The sequence below is a fragment of the Vagococcus changpingensis genome, from assembly GCF_058211775.1.
The window spans coordinates 62,472-79,525 of record NZ_JBYVZB010000004.1 but is presented as its reverse complement, the minus strand read 5'-3'; the positions used below and the strand labels follow the sequence as shown (position 1 = coordinate 79,525).

At 34.6% G+C, this 17,054-nt stretch carries 16 protein-coding genes; 15 read left to right on the top strand and 1 reads right to left on the bottom strand.

All coding sequences use genetic code 11. From position 1 onward, the window contains the following. The first annotated feature begins 35 nt into the window (after positions 1-35). The 3 genes from AC37UB_RS08730 to acpS all read left to right on the top strand — a co-directional run bounded on the left by AC37UB_RS08730 (position 36) and on the right by acpS (position 3,547). Positions 36-1,409, top strand: coding sequence for a UDP-N-acetylmuramoyl-tripeptide--D-alanyl-D-alanine ligase (locus AC37UB_RS08730; protein ID WP_117973501.1), 1,374 nt, complete (start codon positions 36-38; stop codon positions 1,407-1,409). A gap of 121 nt (positions 1,410-1,530) precedes the next feature. Further along, the gene (gene cshA, locus AC37UB_RS08725; protein ID WP_117973500.1) at positions 1,531-3,078 is read left to right on the top strand and encodes a degradosome RNA helicase CshA; all 1,548 of its coding nucleotides are present in this window, start codon (positions 1,531-1,533) and stop codon (positions 3,076-3,078) included. Between the two features lie 118 nt (positions 3,079-3,196). Then, positions 3,197-3,547: a holo-ACP synthase gene (gene acpS / locus AC37UB_RS08720; protein WP_490685617.1), complete on the top strand. Its 351-nt coding sequence runs from the start codon at positions 3,197-3,199 to the stop codon at positions 3,545-3,547. A 29-nt stretch (positions 3,548-3,576) separates the two neighbouring features. On the opposite strand, the gene AC37UB_RS08715 is transcribed toward acpS, so the two are convergent. Then, complete coding sequence (locus AC37UB_RS08715; protein ID WP_071456038.1) at positions 3,577-3,960, bottom strand: hypothetical protein; 384 nt, start codon at positions 3,958-3,960, stop codon at positions 3,577-3,579. Positions 3,961-4,084: 124 nt separating this feature from the next. Here AC37UB_RS08715 and AC37UB_RS08710 point away from each other — a divergent pair, with 124 nt between their 5' ends. From AC37UB_RS08710 to rsgA, 12 genes are all read left to right on the top strand, one after another. Next, on the top strand, positions 4,085-5,764 hold the full coding sequence (locus tag AC37UB_RS08710) for a patatin-like phospholipase family protein (protein WP_490685616.1): 1,680 nt from the start codon (positions 4,085-4,087) through the stop codon (positions 5,762-5,764). After that, positions 5,761-5,979: a YdbC family protein gene (locus AC37UB_RS08705; RefSeq protein ID WP_071456040.1), complete on the top strand. Its 219-nt coding sequence runs from the start codon at positions 5,761-5,763 to the stop codon at positions 5,977-5,979. Before AC37UB_RS08710 ends, AC37UB_RS08705 begins: the two co-directional genes overlap by 4 nt. Before the next feature lie 9 nt (positions 5,980-5,988). After that, positions 5,989-6,876, top strand: coding sequence for a YicC/YloC family endoribonuclease (locus AC37UB_RS08700; protein ID WP_490685615.1), 888 nt, complete (start codon positions 5,989-5,991; stop codon positions 6,874-6,876). Positions 6,877-6,969: 93 nt separating this feature from the next. Next, the gene (gmk, locus tag AC37UB_RS08695; RefSeq protein WP_117973496.1) at positions 6,970-7,584 is read left to right on the top strand and encodes a guanylate kinase; all 615 of its coding nucleotides are present in this window, start codon (positions 6,970-6,972) and stop codon (positions 7,582-7,584) included. Between the two features lie 3 nt (positions 7,585-7,587). Beyond that, on the top strand, positions 7,588-7,896 hold the full coding sequence (rpoZ, locus tag AC37UB_RS08690) for a DNA-directed RNA polymerase subunit omega (protein WP_071456043.1): 309 nt from the start codon (positions 7,588-7,590) through the stop codon (positions 7,894-7,896). A 72-nt stretch (positions 7,897-7,968) separates the two neighbouring features. Then, positions 7,969-10,383 carry a primosomal protein N' gene (priA, locus tag AC37UB_RS08685; protein WP_241699573.1) on the top strand — a complete coding sequence of 805 codons (2,415 nt, stop codon included), beginning with the start codon at positions 7,969-7,971 and terminating at the stop codon, positions 10,381-10,383. 23 nt (positions 10,384-10,406) lie between these two features. Beyond that, positions 10,407-10,898, top strand: coding sequence for a peptide deformylase (gene def, locus AC37UB_RS08680; protein WP_117973494.1), 492 nt, complete (start codon positions 10,407-10,409; stop codon positions 10,896-10,898). Continuing rightward, positions 10,891-11,835 carry a methionyl-tRNA formyltransferase gene (gene fmt / locus AC37UB_RS08675; protein WP_117973493.1) on the top strand — a complete coding sequence of 315 codons (945 nt, stop codon included), beginning with the start codon at positions 10,891-10,893 and terminating at the stop codon, positions 11,833-11,835. The genes def and fmt overlap by 8 nt, the downstream gene beginning before the upstream one ends. Then, complete coding sequence (rsmB, locus tag AC37UB_RS08670; RefSeq protein ID WP_233519199.1) at positions 11,828-13,198, top strand: 16S rRNA (cytosine(967)-C(5))-methyltransferase RsmB; 1,371 nt, start codon at positions 11,828-11,830, stop codon at positions 13,196-13,198. Before fmt ends, rsmB begins: the two co-directional genes overlap by 8 nt. A gap of 17 nt (positions 13,199-13,215) precedes the next feature. Continuing rightward, positions 13,216-13,968 (top strand): Stp1/IreP family PP2C-type Ser/Thr phosphatase, encoded by a 753-nt coding sequence (locus AC37UB_RS08665; protein ID WP_117973492.1) that lies wholly within the window; start codon positions 13,216-13,218, stop codon positions 13,966-13,968. Further along, positions 13,965-15,824, top strand: coding sequence for a Stk1 family PASTA domain-containing Ser/Thr kinase (pknB, locus tag AC37UB_RS08660; RefSeq protein ID WP_117973491.1), 1,860 nt, complete (start codon positions 13,965-13,967; stop codon positions 15,822-15,824). Before AC37UB_RS08665 ends, pknB begins: the two co-directional genes overlap by 4 nt. A 344-nt stretch (positions 15,825-16,168) precedes the next feature. Beyond that, the gene (rsgA, locus tag AC37UB_RS08655) at positions 16,169-17,053 is read left to right on the top strand and encodes a ribosome small subunit-dependent GTPase A (RefSeq protein ID WP_117973490.1); all 885 of its coding nucleotides are present in this window, start codon (positions 16,169-16,171) and stop codon (positions 17,051-17,053) included. The last annotated feature ends 1 nt before the right edge of the window (position 17,054 follow it).

The following is a 17,054-nucleotide window of genomic DNA, read 5'->3' as shown; positions in this document are numbered from 1 at the left end:
AGCTTTTTTTGTTGATAAGAGAAAGAAGGAGAGCTATGAACTTATTAATTAAAGAGATTGTCGCGGCGGTAGAAGGCATCAATTATGCTCAACATTTAGATGACCAAACGATTTCCTCTGTTGAGTTTGATACACGAAAAGTGCGAGAAAATAGCTTGTTTGTTCCACTAAAAGGAGCAAGAGATGGTCATGATTTTATTCCGCAAGCCATTGATAACGGAGCTTCTTTAGTTTTATCAGAAAAAGAGTTATCTGAAGATATTGCGTATATTAAAGTCGAAGATACATTAATTGCCTTACAAAAATTATCTCGTTTTTATTTAGAAAAAAGTGCACCTAAAGTAATAGGAATTACAGGGAGTAACGGGAAAACAACAACAAAAGATATGACGGCAGCTGTGTTATCACAAGCATTTAAAACATATAAAACACAAGGTAATTATAATAATCATATTGGCTTGCCTTACACGATTTTATCCATGCCAGAAGATACAGAGATGTTAGTTTTAGAGATGGGGATGGATCATAAAGGTGAAATTGAAGTCTTGTCAAATCTTGCGACACCAGATATTGCAGCCATCACATTGATTGGGGAATCTCATATCGAATACTTAGGATCACGAGCTGGCATTGCTGAAGCTAAAATGGAAATCACTTCAGGTCTTAAAAAAGAAGGCATTTTAATTATCCCAAATGATGAGCCATTGTTAAAACGATTGATAGTGGATATCTCACAAGAGGTTGAAAGTTTTGGGATAGATACGCAAGCAACTTTATCAGCTTCCATACTTTCAGAAACGAAAGTTGATACACAGTTTGAAACTAATCTATTTGAAGGTGAAGTATTTTCAATTCCGGTTTTGGGTGGCTATAATGTCAAAAATGCTTTGATTGCTTTATTGATTGGAAATCATTTTGGCATACCTGTTTCAAAAATGAAAAATGGGCTAGAAACATTTGATTTAACTAAAAATAGAACAGAATGGTTGAAAACAAATGACGGCATTGATATCTTAAGTGATGTATACAATGCCAATCCAACTGCAATGAAATTAGTGTTAGACACATTTTCTGCGTTAGAATTAGAAGGCAAGAAATATATTGTGTTAGGTGACATGCTAGAATTAGGGGAACTATCTAGCCAGATGCATGAAAGTATCTCCGAGCATATTTCACCAAATCATATTGATCAAGTTTATTTGTATGGCGAGCAAATGAACGCTCTTTATAATCTGTTAAATGATAGAATGCCAAAAGGTTCTCTTCATTTTTACCATAAAACAGAAAAAAAAGAATTAATGAAACATTTATCAAGTCAACTGCAATCAAAAGATACGGTTTTTCTGAAAGCAAGCAATGGAATGGGATTAAATGAAGTTGTTGATTTTTTATTAAAAAACCATGAATAGGCAAGGTTTTATTGTTAATTATTTAAGAATGTGATAGTATTATACGAATGCCTATTTTCATTTTTTTTCATTATATAAAAAGAAAAGCAGTCGATTTAGCAACAAACTAGGAGGATATCATTTGAAATTTAGTGAATTACAGTTAGAAAAAAGTTTATTACAAGCTATCGAAAATATTGGGTTTGAGGAAGCAACACCTGTACAGAGTGCGACAATACCATTAGCGTTAGAAGGAAGAGATGTTATTGGTCAAGCTCAAACTGGTACTGGTAAAACAGCCGCTTTTGGGTTACCAATGTTAAATAAAATTGACTCTAATAGACCTGAGTTACAAGCATTAGTTATTGCACCAACACGTGAATTAGCTATTCAAACACAAGAAGAATTATACCGTTTAGGTAAAGAAAAAAAAGTTAAAGTTCAATCAGTTTATGGTGGGGCAGATATTGGTCGACAAATTCGTGCGTTAAAAAACAAACCACATATTGTTGTGGGAACTCCTGGCCGTTTATTAGACCATATTAATCGTCGTACGTTGAAACTAGATACAGTGGAAACTCTTGTATTAGATGAAGCTGATGAAATGTTAAATATGGGATTCTTAGATGATATCGAAGCCATCATCTCAAAAGTTCCAGCAGAACGCCAAACATTATTATTCTCAGCAACAATGCCAGATTCAATCAAACGTATTGGGGTTAAATTCATGCAAGACCCTGAACATGTTCGTATCAAAGCAAAAGAAATGACAGCTAACCTAATTGATCAATATTACGTTCGTTGTAAAGAATTTGAGAAATTTGATATTATGACTCGTTTGTTTGATGTACAATCACCTGAGTTGACAATTGTTTTTGGCCGTACAAAACGTCGCGTCGATGAATTGGCTCGTGGACTTGAAATGCGTGGTTATAAAGCAGAAGGTATCCATGGAGACTTACCACAGCACAAACGTATGAGTATTTTAAAAGCCTTTAAAAATGGCGAATTAGATATCTTAGTTGCAACAGACGTCGCAGCTCGTGGATTAGATATTTCTGGTGTGAGTCATGTTTACAACTATGATATTCCACAAGATCCAGAAAGTTATGTTCACCGTATCGGTCGTACAGGTCGTGCTGGCAAAGAAGGTATGTCAGTAACCTTTGTTACACCTAATGAAATGGGTTATTTACATGTTATTGAAGACTTAACGAAAAAACGTATGACACCACTTCGTCCACCTTCTAAAAAAGAAGCAGTAGAAGGACAAATTGGTGCAGCGATTACTGAAATTAAAGATTTATTAGCAGCTAATGGCTTAGAAAAATATCAATTAGCAGCAAGTGATTTATTAGAAGACTACACAGCAGAAGATTTAGTGGCGTTGTTAATTAAACAAATTTCTAAAGATGATGCAGCTGAAGTCCCTGTAAAAATCACACCAGAACGCCCATTACCAAACCGTCGTGGTAATAATAAAAATAGTGGCCGTGGTAAAGGTGGTAACTATAACCGTCGTAATAACAACAAAGGTGGCGGCCGTGGTGGCAAGGAACAATATAACAAGAAAAAACGTTATAACAATTCTGATGCACCTAAAAAAAATAATAACAACAAATCAAACAACAAACCTTCGCAGAAAAAAGATGGTGGCCGTGGATTTGTTATTCGTAACAACGATAAATAATAGTTATACCAATCTAATAAGATTAGATTGGTATTTTTTATTTGTAATAAAATGATTCTATTCGCTTTTTTGTTTTAATGTCGTTATAATAACATTATCGTCAAAAGGGAGTGCTAATATGATTATGGGAATTGGTATAGATGCTGTAGAGCTATATCGCATAGAAGATATTATAAAGAATAATCCTAAATTTATTTCCCGTGTGCTAACGTCTCGTGAGTTGGAAATTTTTGAAACGTTAAAAATAAAGAGACAAACAGAATTTCTAGGGGGTCGTTTTGCGTGTAAAGAAGCTTTCTCAAAAGCGTATGGGACAGGAATTGGAAAAGTAGGATTTCAAGATATTGAGGTGTTATCAGAAGAAAGTGGTCGACCAATAGTGTATCAGTCTATATTTGAAGGGAAGGTTCATGTGTCCATTACTCATACAGACAAAGTAGCCTTTGCTCAGATTATTTTAGAAAAATAAAATAAACGAAACAATCGTTGTCGTTTCGCTTATTTACTAATTGATAAATTTTGAGAATGATTAGGGTGGATGATGGATATTTTCCTTATATAGTTAGCTGAAATCATACGGATTTCATTCGATTTTTGTAATTTAATGACTAAGGCATTGCGATTAATCGCATGTTGGTAAATTCTGCCAACAAGTGTTTCATAACTAGCTTGTGATGGCTCTTGATATTGAAGAACCACCAGACTCTTTTGAAGTATGGCTTTACTAATTTGTTGCTGGATAAGAGCTAAATGCTTTTCCTTTTCTGACTCATCATCTAAAAAAGAAGAAATAAATCTCTGTGATGAACGGGAGATAAAACGAGTAAACTTTTTGACATGATTTTCTTTATTAGGCTTTGTAGACGGTTGCTTTTTTATCATCAGTCATTCTCCTTTTAAGTCTTTCTTTCTCTTATTATACGGAGCAGAGATAGGTTAGTCAAACAAATAATAGTAGTGAAAACAGTGGGATATTTGTGAAAAAAAGTGAAAAGGTGGTGATATAATGTTAAAAGAGTGGCTTCCATCAGATTTATATAAATTAAGTCGTTATCAAACTAAAGAGTGGTTACCATTTCAAAATAGTCATAAAAAAGCATTAAAAGCACTTTATAAAAATAGTCTTTCATTGCGAGATGATTATCTAGTAGTTGGATGGTATAAAGGAAATCAATTATTGGCTGTATGTGATGGTGAAATTAAGGATAATGTTTTTTGTGTAACAAATATTGTAAGTACGTCCTATTTATTTGGATTTAGTGAATGTATGATGTTGCTTGATGAGATTGCCAAGAGTCGTCTTTTATCAGAAGTGTATTTACCTGATTTTTCGGATGTTTCATTGGTCAAAAATAAATTGTTAGATTTAGGTTTTGTTAGAAAAAATCATCCCAAACCAGGGTATTATTATCACGTAAACTATCATACTGGAATTGTTTTAGGTGGTGGTGGTGCTAGAGGATCTTATCAAATAGGTGCATGGCGCGCGTTAAAAGAGTTAGGTGTTACCTATAGTATGATAAGTGGAACATCAGTAGGTGCATTAAATGGAGCGTTTATGGTACAAGGTAATTTAAATGACGCTGAAGATATGTGGCGTGATATTGCGACAAATAAAATATTAAACTTATCGCTTAATGATAAAGAAAATAAAACAAGAGAAAACTTGATTCAAGGTGTCAAAAACCTTACTTTATCCGCACTAAAAGAAAACGGCGCTGATAGCACACCTTTGTACCATATGATTGAAACGATGATTGATGAAGACCAAATGTTTGATCCAGATAAAAAACCAATTGATTTTTATTTTGTGATAACTCTTGCACCAAAAATGGAAGAGATAGTGAAGTCATTAAAAGATGTACCAAAGGATGAATTAAGTAAATGGCTATTAGCTACATCGTCATTTTACCCTGCGATGAGGGCATGTGAAATCAATGGACAGTATTATGTAGATGGTGGTTATCGTAATAATATACCTAAAGATATCTTGCTTAATCATGGAGCAAAAGAATTAATTGTAATCGATGTGAAAGGACCGGGTGTTATTAAACCTGTAAAAATCCCTCGTGATATTTGCGAGATTACGATTAGTAGTAAATGGGGATTAGGCACGGTATTATTGTTTGATAAAGAACGAGCTATTTGGAATATGCAACTAGGCTATTTGGATACAATGAGAACTTTCCACCGATATGAGGGAAATTGGTATGCTCTAGAACCAAATAATTATAAAAAAGAAGCGGTGAAATTAACTAAACATTTTTTAATGTACCTTAAATCACAAGAAGCCATTAAACAGTTAGGTAAGAAAGTAACTCCTCGATGGATGGTTCAACATCATGTTCAACCAGAATTATTTAGCATTTATTTGTTAGAAGAGACTGCCCGTATATTATCGGTAGATCCTTCAAGAGTATATACTATAGATGAATTATCAGATGAAATTGTCACAGTATTTAATGAGAAAAATGATGACGTCAACGATCAAATGCTTTTATCACTCAGTGAATGGTTAGCAGATTATGTGAAACAAACTGTCCCACTGTCTGAAAAAACTGTTTTGACATATAATTATCATTTGATTGAAACAAAAGTAGAAATAATTGGTAGGCTATTTGATATTAGTTGGAAACCAGTCTTACAAGCGTTATTTATTCATTTTTTAAAGGAGAGAAAAATATGAGTCAAGAATTTTCTTATGAAATTTTGGAAGAAATTGCCGTATTATCTGAAAATAATAAAGGATGGACAAAAGAATTAAATCTTATTAGCTGGAATAATCGACCAGCAAAATTTGATTTACGTGATTGGGCGCCCAATCATGAAAAAATGGGAAAAGGCATAACGTTAACTAACGAAGAGTTTGCTGTATTAAAAGAAACTCTAACTAACATGTAGGGGTAAAATATGAAGAGTATGACAGGCTATGGGCATGGAGAATGTCAAAGAGAAGATTATCAGATAGTGGTTGAGATAAAATCAGTCAACCACCGTTTTTTAGATACACAAGTTCGTTTACCAAGAGAGTACAATCATCTTGAAATGGAGATGAAAAAAGTACTAAAAAATAAATTATCTAGAGGAAGAGTAGAATGCTTCATCACTTTAACAAAAGAAAGCTCATCTTCTAAGGAGTTAATGATTAATTGGCCTGTATTAGATAGATTAGTTCAGGATTTAGGTGATGCTGAATTTCATCGTTATAAAAAGCAACCATTTTCTGCTGAGCGATTTTTAGAAGGAGGAATATTACATCCTGCATTAATTGAAGTAGTAGAAAAAAATGATGCGACAAGTGATATTGAAGTAGATTTATTGGCAGTATTTAAGCAAGCGTTAGAAGCACTAAATGGAAGTAGACAAACTGAAGGAGAGGGAATTCAATCCTTTTTTTATGAATATGTCAACTTAATTAACCAAGAGATATCAATGATATCAAAAAAAACAGAGACCATAAAACAAGAACATTACGATAAACTGAAACAAAAAATGACTAGTTTGATGGAAGATATTCCTATTGATGAGTCTAGGTTATTAAGTGAAGTGGCTATTTTAATTGATAAGGGAGATATATCTGAAGAGTTGGATCGATTGAATGTGCATTTGAATTCTATGGCACAATTACTAAAAAAAGAGGGACCAGTTGGGAAAGAACTAGATTTTTTAATTCAAGAGATGAATCGAGAAGTCAATACAATTGGATCAAAGTCAACTAATTTAGATGTTAAATCTAGTGTGATTCAATTGAAAACGTTGATTGAACAAATTAGAGAACAAGTTCAAAATATTGAATAATTGATAAAAATTATCATAGACACTTGCAAAAATATTCTCTAGGGTGCATTATAGAAGGTAAACTAAGAAAATTGTAAGTGAGAGGACGACACGATGTCAGAACGAGGGTTACTAATTGTATTATCAGGTCCATCCGGTGTTGGAAAAGGGACAGTTAGAAAGGCGTTATTTGAAAAAGATGACAATCAATTTGAGTATTCTATTTCAATGACAACACGCCAAATGCGTCAAGGTGAAGTGGAAGGTGTAGATTATTTCTTTCGATCAAAAGAAGAATTTGAGCAATTAATATCTGAAGGAAAAATGTTAGAATATGCCGAGTATGTTGGTAATTATTATGGTACGCCATTAGATTATGTTAATCAGACATTAGATGAAGGCAAAGATGTCTTTTTAGAAATTGAAGTGCAAGGAGCCATGAAAGTCAAAGAAAAAATGCCAGATGGTGTCTTTATTTTTTTAACCCCTCCAGATTTTAGTGAATTAAAAGCACGAATCGTTAATCGTGGAACAGATGCGTTATCAGTGATAGAAAAGCGTATGTCGAAAGCAAAAGAAGAAATTGAAATGATGCGTCATTATGACTATGCTGTAGTCAACGATGAGGTTGAATTAGCAGTACAACGGATTAAAAAAATTATCGAAAGCGAACATTACCGTGTAGATCACGTGATTGATCGCTATGAAAATATGTTAAAGGAGTTATAAACTATGTTATATCCATCAATAGATTCATTATTAGAGCAAGTCGATTCAAAATATTCATTGGTTATTTTAGCAAGTAAGAGAGCTCATGAATTAGACGAAGGTGCGCAACCAATGATTGAACCAGATAAATTTGTCTCTGTCAAAAATGTCGGTCGTGCTCTTGAAGAAATCGCTGTAGGAGATGTGGTTATTGACCCAAATCCAGAGCTAAAAAGAGAATTACTTAGAAGACAAGAAGAAGAGAAAAAAGCATTAAAACGCCGTGAACATCAAGAACTTGAAGCACGTATCCAATTTGAGAAAAAAATGTAACATATAAAACCTAAGAGATAGACCTCTTGGGTTTTTTTATTCGAGTAGAATGCAAAAAAAGAAGGTGAAGAAATGCCCAAAATAGCACATGTGATAGTTGATGTTCCAACGATGCAAACAGATCAACCTTTTACTTATTTAATTCCAAATGATATGGAAGAAGCCATTGAAGTAGGTGTGAGAGTCGATGTGCCATTTGGTAATGGAAATCGTCGAATACAAGGTTTTGTTGTTGATATAGAAAGTGAAAAAGAGGTAGATAACTTAAAACCAATAAAAGCTGTTTTAGATTTACACCCTGTAGTGAATGATGAGTTGTTGCTCTTGGCTGAAGAAATGGCAAAGACGACTTTTTCATTTAAAATTACGTGTCTTCAAACGATGTTACCCAGTGTGATGCGTTCAACTTACAAAAAATGGTTAGTATCAGTGGGAGATATCCCGACTCATATTGAAGAAGAGGTGTTTTTAGGATTAGCAGAGCGTGATTGGGAAGAAATAAAGGATACCCCTTATTTGTCCGAGCTACATCGTTTGAGGCAAGAGGGAGCAGTTGATATTCGTTATGAAGTGACAACCAAAAATAAAGTTAAAACGATGAAAGTTGTGCAAGCAAACTTACCCAAAGAAACACTGCAAGACATTCAAACGCACATTAGGAAAAATGCTCATCAAAAACACAAATTATTAGATTTGTTTATTTCTGAACAAACCGGTGAATTCTCAGTAAAAGAATTAGTTGAGCATTATGACTTATCCAGACAAGTGATTAAAGAAGCAGTGGAATTAGGTTGGTTAGTACAAGATGAACGAGAAGTTTACCGAGATCCATATAAAAATCGGTTGTTTCAACAAGATGACGCATTGGTATTAAATAAAGAGCAACAAGTTGCTTTAGATGCTGTCAGCCAATCTGTTTCAGATCATCAAAATGATGTGTTCTTATTAGAAGGCATTACAGGTAGTGGAAAAACTGAAGTTTATTTACAGGCTATTTCCCATGTATTGGAAGAAGGAAAAACAGCTATTATGCTTGTTCCAGAAATCTCCCTAACTCCTCAAACCGTAACACGATTTAAACGACGCTTTGGAGATAAAGTCGCAGTGTTACATAGCGGCTTGTCTCAAGGTGAAAAATACGATGAGTGGCGAAAAATTGAGCGTAAAGAAGCACAAGTCGTCGTTGGGGCTAGGTCAGCTGTTTTTGCTCCACTAGAAAATATCGGGTTAATTATTATTGATGAGGAACATGAAACAAGTTATAAACAAGATGAATCACCGAGGTATCATGCTAGAAACTTAGCAATTTGGCGAGGAGAGTATCATCGCTGTCCAGTGTTACTTGGAAGTGCGACGCCATCTTTAGAATCACGAGCAAGGGCACAAAAAAATGTGTATCACTTGTTGCAGTTAACCAAACGAGCTTCGGATAATGCTATTTTACCAACTGTATCAGTGGTAGACATGCGACGTGAGTTGAAACAAGGTGTCACAGGTAGTTTTTCAACATCTTTATTAAATGAATTGACTGAGCGTCTAGAGAAAAAAGAGCAGTCGGTCTTGATGTTAAATCGTCGTGGGTATTCTTCCTTTATGATGTGTCGAGATTGTGGTTACGTGTTGCCTTGTCCAAACTGTGATATCTCATTAACGCTTCACATGGATACAAAATCAATGAAGTGTCATTATTGCGGCCATGAAGAAGGTATTCCACAATGTTGCCCAATTTGTGATAGTAAAAAAATTCGTTATTATGGAACAGGGACACAAAAAGTCGAAGAAGAATTGCAACAATTATTACCAGATGCTAGAATTTTGCGCATGGATGTTGATACAACACGTAAAAAAGGAAGTCACGAACGATTATTACAAAAATTCGAAGCCAAAGAAGCAGATATTTTACTTGGCACACAAATGATAGCAAAAGGGCTCGATTTTCCAAATGTGACATTAGTTGGTGTGTTAAACGCAGATACAGCATTAAATCTACCTGATTTTCGTTCAAGTGAGCGGACGTTTCAGTTATTAACACAAGTAAGTGGTCGTGCCGGACGTGGAGAAAAACTAGGTCAAGTGATTATTCAAACCTTTAACCCAGAACATTACGCGATTACTTTAGCAAAAAATCAGCATTACGAAGCATTTTATCAGCATGAGATGAATTTGCGAAGACAAGGGAAATACCCACCTTACTATTACACCGTACAACTTGTGGTGAGCCATGAAGAAGAGCTTCAAGCAGCAAAAAAAATGCACGAGATAGCAAATAAAATCAAACAAGCCTTAACCCCACAAGCCGTCATTTTAGGTCCAACACCAAAACCAATGGCAAGGATGAATCGTCGTTACTTTTATCAAACGGTGATAAAATATCGATTTGAAGAAAATTTAGGGCGAGTACTAGAAGAAATATTACAAGAGAGTCAAAAAGATATTAGAAGCGGCTTGCGCGTTAGTATCGATATGGAACCACAGCATTTTATTTAGTGCTTAAAATAAAGGAGTTTGACATGAGAGACATAATAAAATATCCTAACACTGTATTAACTACCCCGACAAAAAAAGTGACAGAAATTGATGATGAGTTGATAGATTTATTAGATGAAATGCATGCCATTATGCTTGAAAAGGATGGAATAGGACTTGCAGCTAACCAAGTTGGCGTGTCATCTCGAGTGGCTATTGTCCATATAGATGACGAATCAGGTATCTTTGAGATGATTAATCCAGAAATTATAAAAAAATCAGGAAAAACCATCGATGTCGAAGGGTGTTTAAGCTTTCCGGAAGTTTATGGAACAGTGGAGAGATTTGATGATATTACAGTGAGATTTGTTGACAGAGAAGGATATGAAGTTGAGGTTGAGGCCTCAGATTATTTATCGCGTGTGATGCAGCATGAGATAGAACATTTGGATGGTGGGCTATTTATTGATAAAATAATAAAAAGGCTATCACCAGATGAATTAATTGATTACATGGAGGAACATGGTTATGACTAAAATAGTATTTATGGGAACACCGGCGTTTTCAGTGCCAATTTTAGAAGGATTAGTGAGTGAAGGGTATGATGTGGTTGGCGTTGTAACTCAACCAGATAGACCAGTTGGAAGAAAACGTGTGTTAACTCCGCCTCCAGTAAAGCAAGCAGCTCTTGATTTAAAATTACCAGTATATCAACCAGAAAAAATCAGTCAATCAGCTGAATTAGAAGAGATTATCGCGCTTAATCCAGATTTAATCGTCACGGCAGCATTCGGTCAATTTTTACCTGAACGCTTGTTAAAGACTCCTAAATTTGGTGCGATTAATGTCCATGCATCATTGTTACCAAAGTATCGTGGAGGAGCACCTGTTCACTATTCAATCATCAATGGTGACAAAGAAACTGGTGTCACGATTATGGAAATGATTAAAAAAATGGATGCAGGAGATATTTTAGCACAAGAAGCGATCCCGATTTTAGGAACAGATGATGTTGGAAGTATGTTTGATAAATTAAGTCTTTTAGGCAAGGAATTGTTATTAAAAACATTGCCAGATTTATTAGCTAACAAGATGACACCAACGCCACAAGATGAATCACTGGTCAGTTTTTCTCCAAATATTTCACGTGAAGAAGAAAGAATTGATTGGAATAAAACAGCCCAAGAAATCGACTGCCAAGTTAGAGGCATGCGCCCATGGCCAGTAGCTTACGCAATGTATCAAGATAAGAGATGGAAAATGTGGGATGTAACCCCATTGCCAGAAAAAACAACAGATAAATCGCCAGGGACAATTATTTTAAAAGATAAGCATTGTTTGCAAGTAGCATGTGGTAAGTCGAGTGTTTTACAATTAAATACTATCCAACCAGCAGGAAAGGGTCGATTAAATGTGACAGATTTTCTAAATGGTGTCGGAAAAACAGTGGAAGTAGGAGACATTCTTGAGTAAACAAAAACAAGTACCGAAGCACATTAAACATACAGCTCGTTATACGGCGCTAGAACTTTTAACAAAAATTGCGAACAATCAAGCCTATTCAAACGTTTTAATCAATGAATCCATTAAACGTCATCAACTCTCTGATAAAGATGCTCGTTTAATGACAGAGATTGTTTATGGCACAATTAGTCGCAAACTAACATTAGAGTATTACCTTGCTCCTTTTATCAAAAAAGCAAAAAAGGTCGATACATGGGTGAAAGAATTATTGTGTCTATCTATATATCAAATGATTTATTTAGATAAAGTACCAGAATATAGCATTTTTGATGACGCTGTGACCATTGCTAAAGCAAAAGGAAATCCAGGCATTGGAAAATTTGTTAATGGTGTATTGCGTAACATTCAACGTCATGGAGTGCCTTCTTTAGATAAGATTAAAGATGAAGTAGAACGTTTATCCATTGAAATTAGTATGCCTTTATGGTTAACTAAACGTTTGATAGATGATATTGGATTTGAAGAGACAAAACAACTAGGAGAATCACTTTTGACACCAAGTCATGTGAGTGCACGAATAGATACACGAGTCATTGCAAGAGATGAAGCCATAAATGTGTTGTGTGAAGAAGGATTAGACGTAGAAGAAAGTCAGGTCTCACCTTATGGAGTCGTTGCTAAAAAAGGATTTTTAGCAAGTAGCTCATTGTTTAAAGAAGGAAAAATGACCATTCAAGATGAAAGTTCTATGTTAGTTGCACCAAGTATGCAAATCAATGCAAATGATACTGTGTTAGATGCCTGTGCAGCACCTGGTGGGAAGACGACACATATCGCGACTTTTTTAGAAGCGGATAAAGGTGGAAAAGTCATTTCATTAGACATTCATCAACACAAAATAAAATTGATCAAGTCAAATGCGGAAAGATTACATGTTGAAGATGTTGTTGAGGCGATATTACTAGATGCAAGAGAAGTGAAAAATAATTTTCCAGATGATTATTTTGACCGTGTCTTAATTGACGCACCGTGTTCTGGATTAGGATTATTACGTCGAAAACCAGACATTAAATACCATAAAACTCCCGAAGATTTTATGAATTTACAACGGATTCAATTGGAAATTTTAGAAAGTATTGTGCCAAAAGTAGCACAATGGGGTATAATTACATATAGCACATGTACATTGACTCATGAAGAAAATAAAGATGTGGTAGCGATATTTTTAAACAAACATCCTGAATTTGAGCTAATAGATGTTTTAGAAGCAGCGCATTTATCTAAGAGCTATCATGATAAACAGTTGCAGTTGTACCCACATCATTATCACACAGATGGATTTTTTATCAGTTGTTTTAGACGAAAAGCATAGATTAAGGGAGTGTAAGCATGCAAATTGAATTCCAAACGAGTGTAGGACGTAAAAGAAAAAATAATCAAGATACAGTTGGTGTTTATCAAAATAAAAAAGACATTACATTAGCGATTGTCGCAGATGGAATGGGAGGACACCAAGCTGGAGATACAGCAAGTTATCTTGCCGTTACTGGATTAGGCGAAGTTTGGGAAGAAACCATGTTAACTCAAAAAGACGAGGTATGTGAGTGGTTAGTTTCTCACATTCAAGAAGAAAATACACGAATTTTTGATAAAGGCAGTACCAATCCAGAGATGTTTGGGATGGGTACGACTATTGTATCAACTGTTATTTTAGAAAAAGAATTAATTTTAGCACATGTAGGTGATAGCCGAGCTTATATTGTGAGGAATCAGGAAATTAAACAATTGACTGAAGATCATTCGCTGGTTAATGAACTAATTAAAACAGGTGAAATATCTGTTGAAATGGCTCAAAATCATCCGAAAAAAAATATTTTAGTAAGATCAATTGGCGTACCAGGTGAAGTTGAAGTTGATATATCACTGATCAATTGTCAGGAAAAAGATATAATTTTATTATGTTCAGATGGGTTAACTAATATGTTATCTAATGAAGATATTAAAATGATTATGTCAAATGGCAAGTCACTGAATAGTCGGGTTAATGAGTTAATCGAACAAGCAAATGAAGCTGGCGGAACAGATAATATTACTGTGCTACTGATAGACTTTGATGATGAGTTACAGGAGGATACACCATGATAAATATAGGGACAAAAATAGGGGAACGCTATGAAATAATAGGGAATATTGGTAGTGGTGGAATGGCAAATGTTTATTTGGCACGTGATTTGATTTTAAATCGTGAAGTGGCAATTAAAGTATTACGTTTCGATTTTCAAGATGATCAAAATGCGATTCGACGGTTTCAACGTGAAGCTCTTGCCGCAACAGAAATGGTTCATCCTAATATTGTTAGTGTGTATGATGTAGGAGAAGAAAATGGCATGCAATATATTGTCATGGAATATGTTCGAGGAACTGACTTAAAACATTATATTCGCAATTATTCTCCTATCCCATTAGATACAGTCGTTTACATGATGGAACAGATTTTATCAGCAGTGTCTTTGGCACATGAACATGGTATTATTCATAGAGACTTAAAACCACAAAATGTTTTAGTTGATGAACAAGGAAATGTAAAGATTACAGATTTTGGGATTGCGATTGCTCTATCAGAAACATCATTGACTCAAACTAATACATTGCTCGGGTCAGTACATTACCTGTCACCAGAACAAGCAAGAGGTGGTATGTCAACAAGACAATCTGACATTTATGCATTAGGGATTATTTTATATGAGTTATTGACAGGAACTGTACCGTTTGAGGGGGAATCGGCTGTTTCAATAGCTTTGAAACATTTTCAAAAAGACGTTCCATCTGTTCGACAATATAACCCTAATATTCCACAGGCATTGGAAAATGTGGTGCTCCATGCTACAGCAAAAGAAATTTCAGATCGATATAAAACAGTAAATGACATGTATTCTGATTTAAGTACATCCTTAAGTCCAGAAAGAGCAAATGAACCAATCTATACACCAAGCTCTATGACAGATGAAACGATTATGTTAACACCTGTAAAAGAACCCGATCCAATCGTTTCAAAGATACCTTTGAAAGAATCTGAACTAGATTTATCTGAAGAAGAAAAACCAAAGAAAAAGTCTTCGTCTAAAAGAAATAAGGTTATTTTTAGTCTCCTTGCTATCTTGGTGGCGATTGGCGTGGGATTATTTGCATTAGGGACACGACAAGATGAGGTAGAAATCCCTGATGTCGAAAATATGTCACAGACAGAAGCTATCAATGCATTAGATGCAAAAAAAATAAAAGTTAATTCGAAAATAGAAAAAGTGTCAGATGATAAAATAGCAGAAGGTAATGTTGTTAAGACACAACCGCCAATTGGCACCCGAGTCAAAAAAAAATCTGAAGTAACTTTGTATGTAAGTAAAGGTAAGCAGACTGTTTCGATGATTGAAGTGGAAGGATTAGCTTCTAATAAGGCAAAAAAAGCCTTATTAGAGTTAGGTTTTAAAGAAGACAATATACTTGAGAAAAACGAGTCATCGAATGAAGTGGAAAAAGATACTGTTATTTCTCAAAGTATTAAGCAAGGAACAGATATTGTTCCTGAGAACGAGACAATCACCTTAACAATTAGCAAAGGACCAGACAACTTTTCTTTAGCTTATTTAGCGGGTTATACTAGGGATCAAGTTCTTCGTTATATTGATAGCGAAGGATTAATCCTTCAAGGTGAATCGCAAGAATACAGTGCGACTGTTCCACAAGGTCAGGTTATTTATACATCTCCTGCTGGTGGAACACCTGTTAAAAAAGGTGATTATATTCAAGTTGTTTACTCAATGGGTCCAGAACCAGTTAAAACACAACCAAGTAGTTCAACGACGTCTTCAAGTGAAACCACTGAATCAAGTGAAACGACTCAGAGTTCAGAACCTGAAAACGAAGAAAATCATAATAATCACAATAAAGGTAGTAACACCAAACCTAGTCAAAGTGAGCCAAAAGATAAAAAAGATTAATGAAAAATACCCAAGAGTAAAAGGTCGTAACAACCTATCTCTTGGGTATTTTTTATTGATTAAACTAATTTTCTTCTGAGAATAAAAGTACCTACACTAGTAATAATGGTAGAAGCACCTAAAAGTATAAGTGATTGTGAATGGCTATCTGACGTTTTTAGTAAAGTTTTATTAGGATTTCTTGGCTTTTCTGAAGACGAATTTGATGTTGTGACGGCTTTTATATTTACTGTAATGTCAGTGGGGTTTTCTATTAAGTGTTATTATGCTATATTTTTTCTTAAATAAAAGTGAAATATGGTACAATAACCCTAGAATGATATGACTACTAAAGGAGGAAATAAATGCCTAAAGGACAGATATGTAAAGCATTAAGCGGGTTTTATTACATTGATTATAAAGGTAAACGTTATCAAACACGAGCACGAGGTAATTTTAGAAATCGAAATATTACACCACTTGTCGGAGATTGGGTAGAATTTGAGAGTACAAATGAAACAGACGGTTATATTTTAGATGTTTATGAGCGTAAAAATGATTTAGTTAGACCACCAGTCGCTAATATTGATCAGGGCGTTGTCGTATCAAGCTGTGTTGAACCTAATTTTTCAACGAATCTTTTAGATCGCTTTTTAGTTACTCTATCTGAAAAAGACATCGACCCGATTATTTATGTGACTAAAATGGATTTAGCCAATGAAGAAGAACGTAATCATATAGCAGTCATTCAAACAGAATATGAAAAAATAGGCTATCCTGTTTTATTAGCTGAAAAAAACTCATTAGAGGATTTAACGCGTTTTTTTAAAGACAAACTAACTGTGTTTATGGGACAATCAGGTGCAGGTAAGTCGACTTTGTTAAATCAATTATCACCAGATTTATCATTAAAAGTAGGAGAGATTTCCGAAAGTTTGGGACGTGGTCGCCATACAACGAGACATGTTGAACTGATTGATTTATTTGGCGGATTAGTAGCAGATACTCCTGGTTTTAGTTCAATTGATTTCTTAGAAATGACATTGGATGAATTGCCGAAACGTTTTCCAGAATTTGTTGAAGCGTCAGTTTACTGTAAATTTAGAGAATGCAAACATCGTCATGAACCAAAATGTGAAGTGAAAAGAAGAGTTGAAATAGGTGAAATATTATCTAGTCGATATGATCACTATTTACAATTTTATGATGAGATTGATAACCGAAAACCAGTATATAAAAAAAATAAATAAA